16 protein-coding genes are annotated in these 14,391 nt (G+C 63.5%); 3 read left to right on the top strand and 13 right to left on the bottom strand.

Features of this window, described 5'->3' with window-relative positions:
* Positions 1-29: 29 nt before the first annotated feature.
* Positions 30-968, bottom strand: coding sequence for a phenylalanine 4-monooxygenase (gene phhA / locus SJY33_RS11055; protein ID WP_379922813.1), 939 nt, complete (start codon positions 966-968; stop codon positions 30-32).
* A 60-nt stretch (positions 969-1,028) separates the two neighbouring features.
* On the opposite strand from phhA, the gene ppk2 reads away from it, so the two are divergent.
* Positions 1,029-1,799: a polyphosphate kinase 2 gene (ppk2, locus tag SJY33_RS11050; protein ID WP_379922812.1), complete on the top strand. Its 771-nt coding sequence runs from the start codon at positions 1,029-1,031 to the stop codon at positions 1,797-1,799.
* Here the strand turns inward: ppk2 and SJY33_RS11045 are convergent.
* From SJY33_RS11045 to SJY33_RS11020, 6 genes are all read right to left on the bottom strand, one after another.
* Positions 1,796-2,656: a MaoC family dehydratase N-terminal domain-containing protein gene (locus SJY33_RS11045; protein WP_379922811.1), complete on the bottom strand. Its 861-nt coding sequence runs from the start codon at positions 2,654-2,656 to the stop codon at positions 1,796-1,798. The two genes, ppk2 and SJY33_RS11045, sit on opposite strands and share 4 nt — an antisense overlap.
* On the bottom strand, positions 2,653-3,879 hold the full coding sequence (locus tag SJY33_RS11040; RefSeq protein ID WP_379922810.1) for an acetyl-CoA C-acetyltransferase: 1,227 nt from the start codon (positions 3,877-3,879) through the stop codon (positions 2,653-2,655). Before SJY33_RS11040 ends, SJY33_RS11045 begins: the two co-directional genes overlap by 4 nt.
* Before the next feature lie 113 nt (positions 3,880-3,992).
* Entirely contained in the window at positions 3,993-5,219 is a 1,227-nt protein-coding gene (locus SJY33_RS11035; protein WP_379922809.1) for a CoA transferase, read from the bottom strand.
* A 1-nt stretch (position 5,220) separates the two neighbouring features.
* Positions 5,221-6,420 carry an acyl-CoA dehydrogenase family protein gene (locus tag SJY33_RS11030; protein ID WP_379922808.1) on the bottom strand — a complete coding sequence of 400 codons (1,200 nt, stop codon included), beginning with the start codon at positions 6,418-6,420 and terminating at the stop codon, positions 5,221-5,223.
* A 55-nt stretch (positions 6,421-6,475) separates the two neighbouring features.
* A complete protein-coding gene (locus SJY33_RS11025) occupies positions 6,476-6,754 on the bottom strand; it encodes a hypothetical protein (protein WP_379922807.1) in 279 nt (92 codons plus the stop codon).
* 8 nt (positions 6,755-6,762) lie between these two features.
* A complete protein-coding gene (locus tag SJY33_RS11020; protein ID WP_379922806.1) occupies positions 6,763-7,050 on the bottom strand; it encodes a hypothetical protein in 288 nt (95 codons plus the stop codon).
* A 108-nt stretch (positions 7,051-7,158) separates the two neighbouring features.
* Here SJY33_RS11020 and SJY33_RS11015 point away from each other — a divergent pair, with 108 nt between their 5' ends.
* The gene (locus tag SJY33_RS11015; RefSeq protein WP_379923577.1) at positions 7,159-8,112 is read left to right on the top strand and encodes a right-handed parallel beta-helix repeat-containing protein; all 954 of its coding nucleotides are present in this window, start codon (positions 7,159-7,161) and stop codon (positions 8,110-8,112) included.
* 467 nt (positions 8,113-8,579) lie between these two features.
* Here SJY33_RS11015 and ribA read toward each other — a convergent pair whose 3' ends face one another.
* Together ribA and SJY33_RS11005 are read right to left on the bottom strand one after the other, a co-directional pair.
* Positions 8,580-9,608 (bottom strand): GTP cyclohydrolase II, encoded by a 1,029-nt coding sequence (ribA, locus tag SJY33_RS11010; RefSeq protein WP_379922805.1) that lies wholly within the window; start codon positions 9,606-9,608, stop codon positions 8,580-8,582.
* A gap of 35 nt (positions 9,609-9,643) precedes the next feature.
* Positions 9,644-10,432, bottom strand: a complete 789-nt coding sequence (locus tag SJY33_RS11005; RefSeq protein ID WP_379923576.1) for an exodeoxyribonuclease III — start codon at positions 10,430-10,432, stop codon at positions 9,644-9,646.
* Positions 10,433-10,540: 108 nt separating this feature from the next.
* Between SJY33_RS11005 and SJY33_RS11000 the strand changes: the two genes are divergently transcribed.
* Positions 10,541-11,986: an alkaline phosphatase gene (locus SJY33_RS11000; protein WP_379922804.1), complete on the top strand. Its 1,446-nt coding sequence runs from the start codon at positions 10,541-10,543 to the stop codon at positions 11,984-11,986.
* 217 nt (positions 11,987-12,203) lie between these two features.
* Here SJY33_RS11000 and SJY33_RS10995 read toward each other — a convergent pair whose 3' ends face one another.
* The 4 genes from SJY33_RS10995 to SJY33_RS10980 all read right to left on the bottom strand — a co-directional run bounded on the left by SJY33_RS10995 (position 12,204) and on the right by SJY33_RS10980 (position 14,359).
* Entirely contained in the window at positions 12,204-12,872 is a 669-nt protein-coding gene (locus SJY33_RS10995; RefSeq protein ID WP_379922803.1) for an outer membrane lipoprotein carrier protein LolA, read from the bottom strand.
* Between the two features lie 95 nt (positions 12,873-12,967).
* A complete protein-coding gene (gene rpmG, locus SJY33_RS10990; RefSeq protein WP_017664380.1) occupies positions 12,968-13,135 on the bottom strand; it encodes a 50S ribosomal protein L33 in 168 nt (55 codons plus the stop codon).
* A gap of 140 nt (positions 13,136-13,275) precedes the next feature.
* Positions 13,276-13,704, bottom strand: coding sequence for an alternative ribosome rescue aminoacyl-tRNA hydrolase ArfB (gene arfB / locus SJY33_RS10985; RefSeq protein ID WP_379922802.1), 429 nt, complete (start codon positions 13,702-13,704; stop codon positions 13,276-13,278).
* On the bottom strand, positions 13,697-14,359 hold the full coding sequence (locus SJY33_RS10980) for an RluA family pseudouridine synthase (RefSeq protein WP_379922800.1): 663 nt from the start codon (positions 14,357-14,359) through the stop codon (positions 13,697-13,699). The genes arfB and SJY33_RS10980 overlap by 8 nt, the downstream gene beginning before the upstream one ends.
* Between the last annotated feature and the right edge of the window lie 32 nt (positions 14,360-14,391).

The following is a 14,391-nucleotide window of genomic DNA, read 5'->3' as shown; positions in this document are numbered from 1 at the left end:
ACCTTGGTTCCGGGCTGTTTTCTTTTTTGTCAGACGGGGCGAGCCCCACTGCCGCGGCCACCGCGCAGATGATATTCCTGCGTACCGCGGTGAAGCACGTTGTCGACATCGATCACCGCAGAATTGGCGTAGGTAAACCCGGAGGGCAGGCTTCGGTACAAGCGATCAAAATCGCGTTCCACCGTCTGCCGGTAAAGTTCGCCAAATCCGGGGATCACGAAATAGGTCGGTTGCAGATCGCTGATGACGTAATCGGTGCGCATGACACGATCGACATTGAGCATGATGCGATTGGGGCTTTGGGCTTCAACCGCGAAACGCGCCTCGGTTGGCCCCGACAGAATGCCCGCACCGTACGCGCGCACGCCGTCCGCTTCCTCGATCAGGCCGAATTCAACCGTGTACCAGTACAGCGCGCCCAATGCTTTCAGCCGGTTGTAGCGCATCGCCTTCCACCCGGCGCGGCCATATTCCTGCATATAGTCGGCATAGACCGGATCGGTGAGCATCGGCACATGGCCGAACACGTCATGGAAGACATCGGGCTCTTCGATATAGTCGAAGGTTTCGCGGGTGCGGATGAAATTGCCCGCCGGGAAACGGCGGTTGGCAAGATGCCAGAAAAACACATGATCGGGGATCAGCATCGGCACGGGCACCACGCTCCACCCCGTCAGCGCGCCCAGTTCTTCCGACAGGGTGCCAAATTCCGGTACGCCGCCGCGCCCCAGATCAAGCTTTTCGAGCCCTGCCAGAAACGCACTGCAGGCCCTGCCGGGCAGCACATCCATCTGACGCGCAAAAAGATCGTCCCACACCGCGTTGTCATCCGACGTATATCGGGTTTGCGCAGGCTCGAGCCAATCGTCCCCCACATGGTCCGGTTTGGTAAGCGGCGCGGTGAAGACATCGTCTGCCATGTCTGGCAAAGTAGCGAAATCGGGTTGGGGATCTGCGAGCGTAGCCATATTGTTGCAGATGATACTACCTTTGCGACGACAGCACAAACAGGAGAGCGGCACTTGGGGATGAAGCGCAAGGAATATGAGGCGGCGCTCGAACCGCTGACGCTTGAACTGGTCAGCATGGCGCGGTGGGCCAAGGCAACCGGCGCGCGCATCGTGGTGGTGTTCGAAGGGCGCGACACGGCGGGCAAGGGCGGTGCCATCACCGCGGTGCGGGACAAGCTGAACCCGCGCCAGTGCCGCACGGTGGCGCTGTCCAAACCGACCGAAGCAGAAAGCACGCAATGGTATTTCCAGCGCTACGTCCCGCATCTTCCCTCTGCAGGAGAAATCGTGCTGTTTGACCGGTCGTGGTACAATCGGGCGGGTGTGGAACGGGTGATGGGCTATGCATCCGCCGGGGAGGTCGATGCTTTCCTCGCTGCGGCACCAATGTTTGAAAAGCTGCTGGTGGATGATGGCATTCTGCTGTTCAAATATTGGCTGACAACCGATCAGGAACAGCAGGAGGCGCGCCTGCGCGAACGGCTGGATGATCCCTTGAAACGGTGGAAGCTGTCACCGATCGATCTTGCCGCGCGCGAAAAATATGGTGCCTACACCAAAGCGCGCGAAGCGATGATCAAGGCGACCCATACGAGCCATGCGCCCTGGACGCTGGTGGATTTCAACGATCAGCGGCGCGGACGGCTGACACTGGTCAGCGATCTGCTCTGCCGTATCCCTGATACGCATAAAGCGCCCGATGCCATTGCCTTCCCCGAACTTGGCAAAGCGCCAGCACGCGAAACCTACAAGGTGTTGAAGCCGATTGCGGACTTCCCGCTGGACTAGAGCGCGGCTTTTGCCTGCGTGATCTGCCGCCCATCATCGGCGAAGGCGGCAAGTTCGTAGCCCGGCGCGTCCCCGGACGCATGGTGGCGCATTGCCAAATGCAGCGGCTCTCCTGCAATTGCGGGGGAAAGACCGCGGAATTCAAAGCTGCGCAGCCGGTTGTGCCCCAGTTCCCGCGCCGCCAGTTGAAGCAGCAGGCTTGCGGTCAGCGGGCCATGCACCACCAGCCCGCGATAACGCTCAACCTTTTGGGCATAGGGCGCATCATAGTGGATGCGGTGGGTGTTGAAGGTCAGCGCCGAATAGCGGAACAGAAGCGGCGCATCAGGTGTGATCGTGCGCACGGCATCCCATTGCGACGCGTCGAAATGTCCGTCACCCGGCAGCGCGGGGCTGAGCGGGCTGTCGAATGCCGCGGCATCGCGATAGACCAGCGTCTGCGTCTCGATCACCGCCAAGGTGCCATTGGCGCGGGTCTGGTGTTCGACATCAACAAAGGCAAGCTGGCCCGATCCGCCTTCTTTTTGCGTGACTGAAGCGATCCGGCTGTTGCGTTCGATCACCGCGCCGATGGCAATGGGCGCGTGGAAGGCGATCTTGGATGATGCCCACATTCGGCGCGGCATCGGAAAGGGGGGAAGAAAGCTGCCCGGCGTTTCGTCACGCGCGGGATGCCCATCTTCGCCCAGTTTGGCGGTTGGGGCCTGCGGGGTGCATAGCGCAAAGTGGATGCCCTGCGGCATGATGGCAGGATGGGGACTGGGCAGGTCAAATGTCGCCAGCCAGCGCGCCGCAAGCGCGGGATCGAGCCGGTCTTTGGTGCGCTGCTCGCGCCCGATCCACGCCGCAAAGCTCATTCGGCACGCTCGAATATGGCGGCAATGCCCTGTCCGCCGCCAATGCACATGGTTTCCAGCCCGAAGCGCACCTGCCGCCGCTGCATTTCATACGCCATGTCGGCAAGTATCCGCCCGCCTGTCGCGCCGATGGGGTGGCCAAGGCTGATTCCCGAACCATTGACATTGAGCATGTCATGGCGGCTGTCATCCTCGCTCCAGCCCCAGCCTTTCAATACGCTGAGAACCTGCGGTGCGAAAGCTTCGTTGAGTTCGACCAACCCGATATCGTCCCAGCTGTAACCTGCCCTTTCAAACAGGCGCTCGACCGCCGGGACCGGGCCGATCCCCATGCGTGACGGGTCGCATCCTGCCGCCGCCCAACCGCCGAACCACAGCATCGGGGTCAGCCCCAGTTCTTCCAGCTTGTCTTCGGCGACCACCAGACAGGCAGCGGCGGCATCGTTCTGCTGGCTGGCGTTGCCTGCGGTGACGATGGCCTGCGGATCGCGCCGGCCATCGATCGGGGCAAGCTTGCCCAGCGTTTCCATGCTGGCATCGCTACGATAGCCTTCGTCATGGTCGAAGATAACCGGATCTCCGCGCCGCTGCGGGATCGCGACCGGGATAAGCTGCTGCGCAAACTTGCCATCCGCCCACGCCTTGGCGGCGTTCTGGTGACTGCGCACGGCATAGGCATCGGCCTGTTCGCGGGTGATGCCGTAATCCTTGGCAAGATTTTCAGCAGTCTCGATCATCCCGGTGATGACCCCGAAGCGTTCGATCGGCTGGCTCATCACCCGGCCGCGGCTGAGGCGGTCGTGCAGCGTGATGTCCCCCATCCGGACGCCGCCCCTGCCTTGCAGGGTGTAATGTTCGACGTTCGACATGCTTTCCACGCCGCCAGCCACAACGACATCGGCCATTCCGGTTTGCACCATCATCGCAGCCGTCGCTACGGCCTGAACGCCCGAACCGCAGCGCCGGTCCAGCTGAAATCCGGGAACTTCGATGGGAAGACCCGCTGCCAGCCACGCCCAGTGGCCGATTGCAGGGGCTTCGCCATTGCCATATCCCTGACTGAAAACCACGTCATCGACCCGCGCCGGATCGATCCCGCTGCGATCCATCAGCGCCTTCAGCGCAACCGCGCCCAGTTCACCGGCGTTCATGCTCGCCAGCCCGCCCAGAAACTTGCCCACGGGCGTGCGTAAAGGGGTGCAAATGGCGGCGCGTCTGGTCATGACTTCAAAACTCCGTTCGCCCCGCGATTGTCAAAGGGCCGCACTTTTCTGATCCCGTGTCCCAAAGCGATGGGCGGTGCTTCGACAAGCGTAGCACGAACGGGTTTGGGTGATTATTCCTTGTCGCTCAAGGCCACGGTCCCTGCATCGACCAGCTTGCCGATGGCACCGGACGACAGGCCAAGTTTTTCCGCCAGCACCTCTTCGGAATGCTGCCCGAGGAAGGGCGCAGGGGCGGGATCACCGGCCTCGCGCTCCGGAAGATTGGCGAAAGAGCGGGTGGCGGGATAGTCAAAGCCGGATGGATTGGCAGGGGCAGGCCCGAACAGCGGATTGTCGGCGACCAGCGCCCGATCATTCGCCGCTTCAAACGCGGTGCGGTAACGTTCGAAGGTGCAGCCCTGCGCAGTCATGCGTGATTCCAGTTCGGCGTAATCCGCGTGTTCGGCAGCGTGCTGGAACAGGGCGAAAAGATCGCTGCGATGCGTAAAGCGCGGCGTATCGCCATCGGCAAATCGGACGCCATATTCAACTTCAAGCGCCGCGATGCCCGCTTCGACGCCGAACGCCTTTACCAGGCCGCCCCATTGCTTGGGCGTCAGCGCCGCGACCATGAAGCGCACCCCGTCGCGGCTGCGGAAATCGCGCCCGAAAGCGCCCCAGATCGCATTGCCAAGCCGTTCGCGGTCGCCGCCGCGATACAGCACTTCGGCCATCAGCCCGGCGTTCGCCATCGTCCCGATCGCGACATCGCCCAGCGGCAGGCGCACTTCACTGCCCTCTCCCGTTCGGTCGCGGTGGCGCAGTGCGGCGAGCATGGCGAAGGCGCCATAAGCCCCAGTGATGAAATCCCACGCGGGCAGCACCTGATTGACCGGCGGCGCGGTGACCGGGTCCCAGTCCTCCGGCCCGCCCATCAGCGGGTATCCGACCGCCGCGTTGACGGTGAAATCCATCGCCTGGCGCCCATCGTGCCAGCCCATCACGCGAAGGCTCACCATGTCCGCGCGCCTGGCCTGCATCGCGGCATGGCTGAGGAAGCTCTTTTCGGGCAAGTTGGTGATGCACTGGCCGACGCTCGCGGCCAACGCCACCAGCAGCTCGCGCCCTTCGCCCGATTGCAGATCGAGCGCGAGCGACTTCTTGGCGCGGTTGAGGTTCTCCCAGCTGAGCGAGCGTCCCTCGCCCGTCAGCATGTAGCGGTTGTAATCGAGCCCGCCCGCCTTGTGATCGACGCGGATCACCTCGGCGCCCAGTTGCGCGCAGTAAAGCCCCGCGGTGGGAGACGCGACGAAGCTGGAAACCTCGACGATGCTCAGGTCATTGAGGAGGTTATACATCTCAGGCGTTTGCCGCCCACTCGCGCAGCATGTGCTTGGCGATCTGGAGTTGCAGGATCTGCGTCGTGCCTTCGTAGATGCGGTAGATGCGCGCATCGCGGAAGAAGCGCTCGGCGTCGTATTCGGCAAGGTAGCCTGCGCCGCCATAGACCTGCACCACCCGGTCGACCACGCGGCCGCACATTTCGCTGGCGAAGACCTTGAAGGCGGCCGCCTTGACCAGAATGTTTTCGCCCCGGTCGGCGCGCGCGGTGACATCGGCCATCATCGCCTCGGCGGCGTAGATTTCGATCTCGCTGTCGGCGAGCATCGCCTGAATCAGCTGAAAATTGGCGATCGGCTCGCCAAAGGCTTTGCGTTCATTGGCGTAACGCAGCGCCGAATCGAGCGCACGCCGGGCATAGCCGGTCGCCGCCGCGCCCACGGAAATGCGGCCGTTGTCGAGGCTCTTCATCGCGAAGACGAAGCCCTTGCCGGTCTCGCCGCCGAGCAGCGCGTCGCCCGGCACATGCACGTCATCGAGCATGATGTCGGAGATATGCGATCCGGCCTGCCCCATCTTCTTGTCGGGTGATCCGGTCGAGACGCCCGGTGCGGTCATCGGGACGAGGAAGGCCGAGACGTGCGCGTTCTTGGGCAGGGCTTCCTTGTTGGTGCGCGCCATGATCAGCGCGACATCGGCGTGCGGCGCGTTGGTGATGTACCGCTTGGTGCCGTTGAGGATCCAGCCATTGCCTTGCGTGTCGGGGACCGCGGTGGTCTGAAGGCCCGCGCTGTCGCTGCCCGAGCCCGGTTCGGTCAGGCCGAAACACGCGATCTTGCCTTCGGCGATCTGCGGATACCATTCTTCCTTCTGCGCCTGCGTCGCGCCGTTCTTCAGCGCGCTCGAAAACATGCCGACGTTGATCGAGAAGATCGAGCGGTAGGCGGGCGCGGCATAGGCCATGATGTTCACGACGCGCGCATATTGCGTCATGTTGAGGCCCGCGCCGCCAAACTCCTCGGGCACCGACAGGCCGAACAATCCCATGTCGCGCATTTCGTTCACGATCGCGTCGGGAATGCGGTCTTCGGCAATTACCTGCGCTTCGGCGGGGAGCAGGCGTTCGCGTACGTAGCGTTGCAGCTGCTCGGCGAACTGTTCGAAGGTGTCATCGTCCATACCCGGATTGGGGGCGGTGAGCGTGGCGGGAGCGTTCATTGTGACAATCATCCTTGAACGGAAGGCGCAAAACAAAAGACGGGGCGCGGCGCAGTCAATTGCGCGCAGGCGAAGCGGTGCCTGCTGTTGCTGCGGCCGGCGTCCCGGTATCGGCAGGCGGCGTGGGCGAAGGCGCCGTGTCCGACGGCAGGGCGTCGGCGGGCAGGGCGTCGGCGGGCAGGCTGCGCGCATCCAGCATCGACGCCGCCTCTTCCAACGCCTGCGCTTCTCCCGGGCTGACGCCGCCCGGCGCGCTTGCCCGCTCGTTCCCGCACCCAGCAAGCGCGCAGGCAAGAAGGCAAGCAGGGCACAGGGCGGCGGACCAGCGCGGCATCAGCGGGCCTATTCGGCGGTGTCTTCAGCCGCAGCGGCGGCTTCTGCTGCGACATCAGCGGCAGCATCGGCCGCTTCGGTGGCCCCGGCTTCGGGAGTTTCCTGCGTGACCGGGACATCAGTGGCGGTGGCGGAGGGATCGGCGACGGGTACCTCGGCAATCGGCGCCAGCGCGGCATCGGCGGGCATCTCCACAGTATCGGCGGTAGCTTCGGTCGAGGCGTCATCGGCGCTGCCGCAGGCGGCCAGCATCAAGGCCGCACCGGCAAGGGCGGTCAGGGGAAGGGCGTTACGCATGCAAAAGTCCTCTCTTGGGTCACGGTGTTGCGACGGGTTTAGCCAAGCCTTGGGCCTTACGCCAAGCAGCAAATGGTGCCTTAACCATTGCCCGCTATCTTCGATGCCATGACCCGCACGCCTTCCTTCGCGCTTCACGCGCTTGCCGCCGCCGTTGTCCTGCCTGCTGCCGTGCTTGTCGCGCAGCCTGTGCCGGGGGCCTTCACCGTTACCGAAACCGGGCGCAGCTATGGCAATCTGCAGGACGCGGTAAACGACATCGGCAACACCCGCGCCACGATCCGGATCGCGCCGGGCACGTACCGCCAGTGTGCGGTGCAGGAACAGGGCGTCATCATCTACGAAGCCGCCGAACCCGGCACCGTGACCTTTGCCGGGCGCGCCTGCGAAGGCAAGGCGGCGCTGGTGCTGCGCGGTACGGGTGCAGAGGTGCGCGGGCTGACCTTCAGCAATATCAATGTCGCGGACGGCAATGGCGCAGGCATCCGCTTGGAAGCGGGCGCGCTCAATGTCGCCCATGCGCGCTTTCAAAACAGCCAGCAGGGTATCCTGACCGCCGACAACCCGAGCGGCCGTATCTATATCACCCGATCAACCTTCACGGGTCTGGGCACCTGCGAGAACGACGCAGGCTGCGCGCATTCGCTGTATATCGGCAATTATGGCTCGCTTACTGTGCGCGAAAGCCGGTTCGAACGCGGCACCGGGGGCCATTATCTGAAGGCCCGCGCAAGCGAGGTGGTGATCGAAGGCAACAGTTTCGATGACGCCAATGGGCGCACCACCAATTACATGATCGATCTGCCTGCAGGCAGCATCGGCCGGATCGCGGATAACTGGTTCGTGCAGGGACGCGACAAGGAGAATTATTCAGCCTTCATCGCGCTGGGGGCGGAAGACCTGCTGCATGCGTCAGACGGGCTGGAAGTGGTCGGCAACGAAGCCCGCTTCGTCCCCGGCCTGTCCCGCAAGAGCGTGTTCTTCGCCGATTGGACGGGATCGCGCATCGTCATGCAGGGCAACACGCTGGCCGCTGGGCTGAAGCCGTACGAACAGCGTTAGACTTGCGCCAGCGGGGGGAAAGCGCACCGATGTCGGCATTCCGCATGCCGGAGCTGTTATGATTGCGACAGGACTTTGGTAGGAAGGCGAAGCGCAGATTTCGATCTACATTGTCGCACAAGACGGCATTAGGAATTGAGCAACACTACCCCCACAAGTGCCATAACCAGCATTACAAGCGCGATAAGAAAAAATACAGCGAGTGGGAGGCAAGTTCCAAGGTCATCATCGCTAGCAATGGCGACACCTAAAAACCCGATAGCGCCCGAAATTACCGTCGCGACGGGGCCAAATAAAGCGCCGAAAATAAGGGTGATGACTATAGCAGTCAGCGATGAATAGCCGAAACGCTTTACCCTGAGTTTCGTTTTCGTCTCCACTCCCGTTCATCTCCAGCAAGCGTAACGTAAAACAGTTATTCGGTTCGGGTGCGGCCTAGCGATCGCTCCGACGCGGATGAATGGCACTCACAGGAGCAAGTGCCCTGATCGGTCGCGCTTGGTCGCGAGGTAGCGGGCGTTGTGCGGATTTTCCGGGAGCTGGTGGGCGACACGTTCGCTCACCGTGATGCCCGCCGCTTCAAGCGCGGCGACCTTGGCGGGGTTGTTGGTCAGCAGCCGGATCGTTTGCGCCCCCAGCAGTTCCAGCATCCGCGCCGCCACCGGGAAGTCGCGCGCCTCGTCGGGCAGGCCCAAGCGCTGGTTGGCTTCAACCGTATCGAACCCCTGATCCTGCAGGCGATAGGCGCGCAGTTTGTTGACCAGCCCGATCCCGCGCCCTTCCTGCCGCATATACAGCAGCACGCCCCAGCCCCCGCTGTCCCGCGCCTCATGCGCCATCGCGTGGAGCGCAGCGTCCAATTGCGGGCCGCAATCGCATTTGAGGCTGCCGAGGATGTCGCCGGTCAGGCATTCGGAATGGAGCCGCACCAAGGGCTGGCGGTCGCCCGATTGGCGGCCGATCACCAGCGCAACATGTTCGCGCAGATCGGCGGCGGAGCGGAAGGCGACGATCTCGGCATCCTCGCACGCCGACACCGGCAGGCGTGCGCGGGTAATGATCTTGAGCGCGCCGGCCGCGGAATAGGCTCCCAGATCGGACACCGCGACTGGCACCGCCTCGCCCGCATCCACCGGATCGACGAGAAAGGCCGGCAGTATTCCTGCGATCCGGGCCAGTTCCAGCGCGGCGCGGGCGGTTTCTTCCCAATCCAGCGACACTGCCTTGAATGGGCCTTTCAGGGGATTGCCCATATCCAGCGCCGGATCGGCGATCGGCAGGGCATCGCGCATGGTGAAGTCATCGCCGCCCGCGATCAGCACCGGGGCGTGCGGCACGGCAGCCTCGCGCTGATTGGCGAGCTTCAGCGTCGCGGCGCGCGCAGCGGAAATCAGCATCCGCGGCGCGGTCGCACCCTGCGCAATCGCGGTCTCCACCGGCAGCAGCACCGGCCCGCCTGCAAACGCCAGCGGCCAGCCGTGGCGCAGAGCGTCCACCGCCTGCGCAGCGCGGCGTTCAGGCGATGCAGCGTTCAGATGTCGAACTCCGTGATCAACGGCACGTGATCGGACGGTTTTTCCCAGCCGCGCGCAGCTTCGATCACGCGGTGGCCGGTGGCCTGCCGCGCCAGATCAGGAGAGGCCCACATATGGTCGAGCCGGCGGCCCTTGTCGTTTTCCTGCCAGCCGGGATTGCGATAGCTCCACCAGCTGTAATAGCGCCCCGGATGCGGCACGTGTTCGCGCCCGATATCGACCCAGCCGTGCGCATCGCGGAACTTGCCCAGCGTCTCGACCTCGATCGGCGTGTGGCTGACGACCTTGAGCAATTGCTTGTGGCTCCACACGTCGCTTTCCAGCGGGGCGATGTTGAAATCGCCGACGATCAGCGTGGGCCGGTCGAGCGTATCGGCCCATTTCGTCATCCGGCCGAGGAAATCGAGCTTCTGGCCGAACTTCGCGTTCACTTCGCGGTCGGGCACATCGCCGCCAGCGGGGACGTAGACGTTCTCGACCAGCAGATCCTTGCCCAGCACCTCGACGCCGATGTGGCGCGCTTCGCCATTGTTCTGCCAGTCGTGGCGGGTCAGCTCGCGGATCGGGACGCGGCTGACCGTGGCGACGCCGTGGTAGCCTTTCTGCCCGCTCACCGCCTGATGCGTGTAGCCGAGATTCGCCAGCGCTTCGGCCGGGAACAGGTGGCTTTCGCACTTGATCTCCTGCAGGCACAGGATGTCGGGCGCGGCCTCGGTCAGCAGCTTTTCGATCAGGCCCACGCGAAGGCGGGCGGAATTGATATTCCAAGTGGCAACGCTCAGCATGAAGGCGGACTTAAGGGGCAGCGGCAACAAAATCCAGCCGCGCCGGCAAGATCGTCGCTTTACCGAAACACACCGGCCCGATAGCGCGCCGGGCAAGGAGATTGTGATATGACCCCACCCCGCGCGCTGATTGCTCTTGCCGCCGCCGCCCTGCCGCTTGGCGCTTGTGCGACTACAACCGACACGCGCCCCGCAACCACCACAGCATCTGCGGCTCCCACAAAGGCCAGGAACGTGATCCTGTTCATCGGCGATGGCATGGGCATTTCCACCATCACCGCGGCGCGCATCTACGAAGCACAAAAGCGCGGGGAAACGGGGGAGGAAAACCGTCTGAGCTTTGAAAAGTTCGACAATGTTGCGCTGGTCAAGACCTATAACACCAATGCGCAGGTGCCTGATTCTGCCGGCACGGCGACAGCGATACATTCGGGCCAGAAGACCCGCATCGGCGTGCTCGGGATCGGGCCGGACGCCGAAAAGGGCGTGTGCGCCGATGCGCTCGCGCATCCGCTGCCGCTGCTGGGCGAAGAGATGAAGCAGCGCGGGCTGGCGCTGGGGATCGTCACCACCACGCGGCTGACCCACGCCACCCCCGCCAGCGTCTTTTCGCGCAGCGCCGACCGCGATTGGGAAGGGGACAACAATATTCCCGCCGACCAGCAAGGGCAAGGGTGCAAGGATATCGCCCTGCAACTGGCCGAGGCCAACTTCGATGTCGCGCTGGGCGGCGGTACGGCGGCGTTCTACGGCAAGGACAAGGACCGCGCCGGTCGCCGCGTCGATGCGGCGGCCGATCTGCCTGCTGCCTGGGCGGCGCGAAGCGGCGGCACGGTGGTCAAGGATGCCGCCGGCCTTGCCGCTGCACCGATGGACAAGCCTGTGCTCGGCCTGTTCAGCCCCAGCCATCTTACCTTCATGGCCGATCGCAAGGCCGATACTGCCGAACCGACGCTCAGCGATATGACCGCCGCTGCCATCGCACGGTTGAAAGCAGATCCGGATGGCTATTACCTGATGGTCGAAGGCGGACGCATCGACCATGCGCATCATGCCGGGCAGGCCGGCTATGCGCTGGAAGAGGCGGTGGAGTTCGCCCGCGCCGTGCAATACGCGGTCGACAACACCGACCCTGCCGAAACGCTTATCATGGTCACCGCCGATCACAGCCACGTCTTCACGATTGCAGGCTATCCGCAGCGCGGGAACGACATTCTGGGACTGGTAGTACCGCCTGCCGGGCGCGGGGAGGATGGCGGGGACGGGACATCGCCCGTGCTCGCTGCCGACGGCAAGCCCTACACGACGCTGGGTTATGCCAACGGCCCCGGCGGCCTTTATGCCGATGAAGACGGCGACGGCGAACATCAGCGCCCGATGCCGCAAACCGGATTGAAGGCACGCCAGCAGGCGCTTGTCCCGCTGGGCAGTGAAACACACGGCGGCGAAGATGTCGCGCTGTTCGCAACCGGCCCCGGCGCAAACCGCGCGCGCGGTGTAATCGAACAGAATGTGATCTACGCGATCATCCGCCGGGCGCTGGGTTGGGAGTAAGCCAAACAAAAACCCTCGACCCGGGGGCGGTGGGTCGAGGGTTCCATGGAGCGTTCGTCACGCTTGTACAAGGCTGGCCCGTGTGAAGGGTGGGCAACAGGGGGGAAACCTCCCTTCAAGCCGCCTTGTTGAGAATGATTAGCCGTCGAAGGCTTTCACACACATGAACGCGGCAGAAATTCTGTCGCGTCCTTACAACCGTTCGGCGCAGGTCTGTTTATCCGGGACGACGAGTCGAACGGCGCGGGTCCTTGAAAGTGAAAGTGCTGTCAGGCACGCTGACGCCGTAACGCTGGTTCGACAGCTGGACCCGCGTGCGATTGTTCTGCGCATCCAGCGCCACCCAGTGAGTCAGCTGCCAGCCGCCCGGCGCCGAGGCATTGCGGGTGAAGATCAGGGTGATCATCCCGAATTCAGGCTTCTTGGGATCGCGCACTTCGACGCTGAGCACATTGGGATCGCGGGTGGGGACCATCTTCCCGTAACGCTTCACGTCCTTACCGGGATCGAACAGCGCGCCGAGCGGTGAATTGCCGATTGGCCAACGTTCCACCTGACTGACTTCGTAATCGACCATGTACAGCGACTTCCCGTTCGAAATGACGAGGAAGTCGGCATTCTTGCCGTAATCGAAGCGGATCTTGCCCGGCCGCTTCAGCGTCATCTGGCCGCGCACCGTGGAGCCCTGACGGTCGGTCTGGGTAAAATCGGCCTTCATGGTCGATATGCCGCGCAGCGCACCGATAACCTGATCGATCTGGCTGGTCGACTGTGCGGCAGCCGGTGCGGTCAGCACGTCGCGGGTGCCGGGTGCAACGCCAAACGCCAGCGCACCGGCCCCAAGGCCGATCGCCAGCGTGCGGAATGAGAAGAGATTTGTTTTCATGCCAGTGCGGTTAAAGCCGCTGGCTTGAACTGTCGATGAATTAACGCGCGCCGGGCAAGTTATGTTGCAACTGGCCCAACGCGGGAAAGCCGATCTTACTTGATCTTGGCTTCCTTGAATTCGACATGCTTGCGCGCAACCGGATCATACTTCCGGAAGCTCATCTTTTCGGTGATGTTGCGCGGGTTCTTCTTGGTCACGTAGAAGAAACCGGTGCCCTCGCTCGAGACGAGGCGGATCTTGACGGTGGTGGGCTTCGCCATGGCGGTATCCTGTCAAATGGGTCGGCCCGGCGCATGCGTCACGCAGGGCTATAAAAGCAAATAGCGGCGCGCCCGGTTGGCCCGGCACACCGCCACATGGGCGCGCCATTCGCCGATTCACGGGCAAAAGTCAAGGCGGCTTACCAGTCGCCCGAATTGGGCTTGCCGCGGTTGGCCTTCACCGCGCCGCGCACTTTCTTCACCTTGAGCCGCGCGGTTTTGCCCACGCGGTTCAGCCGTGTCTTGGCGCGCCGCTTGGGCTGGACCTGCGCTTCGTCGATCAGGGCGGCGAGTTTCACGCGGGCATCCTGCCGGTTGGCATCCTGGGTGCGATGCGCCTTGGAATTGACGATCAGGTCGCCATTGCCCGCCAGCTTGGCCCCTGCCAGCGCCCGCAACCGGGCAAACACCGCGGGCGGCAGGCGCAGGGCATAGATATTCACGCGCAGTTCGACTTCGGTGGCGACCTTGTTGGCGTTCTGTCCGCCCGGCCCGGACCCGGCAAGAAAGCTCTCGCTCGCCAGACGAATCGCCTTTGCGCTCAGGGGTTCGGTCGTGTCGTCATCCATCGGCCGCCCCGAATGCGAGAAAATCGGCCGGCAATTCGGCACGGGCTTCGATGGCGGTCTTTCCCGGACGCGTTACAGTCAGGCTTTCAGCGTGGAGCATCGTGCGCTTGGCCGCGCCCGACATTCCTGCGCCATACACCGGATCGCCCAGCAACGCTGCGCCAAGCCCGGCCAGCGCATGCACACGCAGTTGGTGTGTGCGCCCGGTTTCAGGCCGGAAGCGAATCAGGCTGTGGGGCCCAAGCGTCTTGATCAGTTCCCAGTGCGATACCGCAGGCTTGCCCTTTTTGGCGGGGATCATGCGCCAGCCCTTTTCAGCCGAACTGATCTTGGAAAGCGACAGTTCGATCGTGCCCGATTCGCCCGCCGGTTGACCTGCCAGAATGGCAAGATAGGTCTTTTCGACCAGCCGGTCTTCAAACGCCCGGTTGAACCGCGCCAGCGCCTTGGGGTTGCGCGCCAGCAGCAGGCAACCGCTGGTGTCGGTATCCAGCCGGTGCACGGCAACCGGTGGCCGCTGGAAGCCCAGCTTCAACCGTTCAAGATGATCTTCAAGGCAAATACCGCCCTTGCGCGGCCGATCGACCGCCATGCCCGAAGGCTTGTCGATCACCAGCGCTTCGCCGTCTTCGTACAGGATTTTGATGTCAGCCATGCGCCCCGTTACCTGTTCGGCCCGGCATTGTC

This window comes from Erythrobacter sp. R86502 (assembly GCF_042466465.1).
In the GTDB taxonomy this organism is placed as follows: Bacteria; Pseudomonadota; Alphaproteobacteria; order Sphingomonadales; family Sphingomonadaceae; genus Erythrobacter.
Note: the sequence above shows the minus strand (reverse complement) of the source record. Positions and strands in the feature narration are given on the sequence as shown.

Excerpts from the sequence above, each read along its gene's own strand:
- phhA (WP_379922813.1), bottom strand. The coding sequence starts at position 968 with ATGGCTACGCTCGCAGATCCCCAACCCGATTTCGCTACTTTGCCAGAC.
- ppk2 (WP_379922812.1), top strand. The coding sequence starts at position 1,029 with ATGAAGCGCAAGGAATATGAGGCGGCGCTCGAACCGCTGACGCTTGAA.
- SJY33_RS11045 (WP_379922811.1), bottom strand. The coding sequence starts at position 2,656 with ATGAGCTTTGCGGCGTGGATCGGGCGCGAGCAGCGCACCAAAGACCGG.
- SJY33_RS11040 (WP_379922810.1), bottom strand. The coding sequence starts at position 3,879 with ATGACCAGACGCGCCGCCATTTGCACCCCTTTACGCACGCCCGTGGGC.
- SJY33_RS11035 (WP_379922809.1), bottom strand. The coding sequence starts at position 5,219 with ATGTATAACCTCCTCAATGACCTGAGCATCGTCGAGGTTTCCAGCTTC.
- SJY33_RS11030 (WP_379922808.1), bottom strand. The coding sequence starts at position 6,420 with ATGAACGCTCCCGCCACGCTCACCGCCCCCAATCCGGGTATGGACGAT.
- SJY33_RS11025 (WP_379922807.1), bottom strand. The coding sequence starts at position 6,754 with ATGCCGCGCTGGTCCGCCGCCCTGTGCCCTGCTTGCCTTCTTGCCTGC.
- SJY33_RS11020 (WP_379922806.1), bottom strand. The coding sequence starts at position 7,050 with ATGCGTAACGCCCTTCCCCTGACCGCCCTTGCCGGTGCGGCCTTGATG.
- SJY33_RS11015 (WP_379923577.1), top strand. The coding sequence starts at position 7,159 with ATGACCCGCACGCCTTCCTTCGCGCTTCACGCGCTTGCCGCCGCCGTT.
- SJY33_RS11005 (WP_379923576.1), bottom strand. The coding sequence starts at position 10,432 with ATGCTGAGCGTTGCCACTTGGAATATCAATTCCGCCCGCCTTCGCGTG.
- SJY33_RS11000 (WP_379922804.1), top strand. The coding sequence starts at position 10,541 with ATGACCCCACCCCGCGCGCTGATTGCTCTTGCCGCCGCCGCCCTGCCG.
- SJY33_RS10995 (WP_379922803.1), bottom strand. The coding sequence starts at position 12,872 with ATGAAAACAAATCTCTTCTCATTCCGCACGCTGGCGATCGGCCTTGGG.
- rpmG (WP_017664380.1), bottom strand. The coding sequence starts at position 13,135 with ATGGCGAAGCCCACCACCGTCAAGATCCGCCTCGTCTCGAGCGAGGGC.
- arfB (WP_379922802.1), bottom strand. The coding sequence starts at position 13,704 with ATGGATGACGACACGACCGAACCCCTGAGCGCAAAGGCGATTCGTCTG.
- SJY33_RS10980 (WP_379922800.1), bottom strand. The coding sequence starts at position 14,359 with ATGGCTGACATCAAAATCCTGTACGAAGACGGCGAAGCGCTGGTGATC.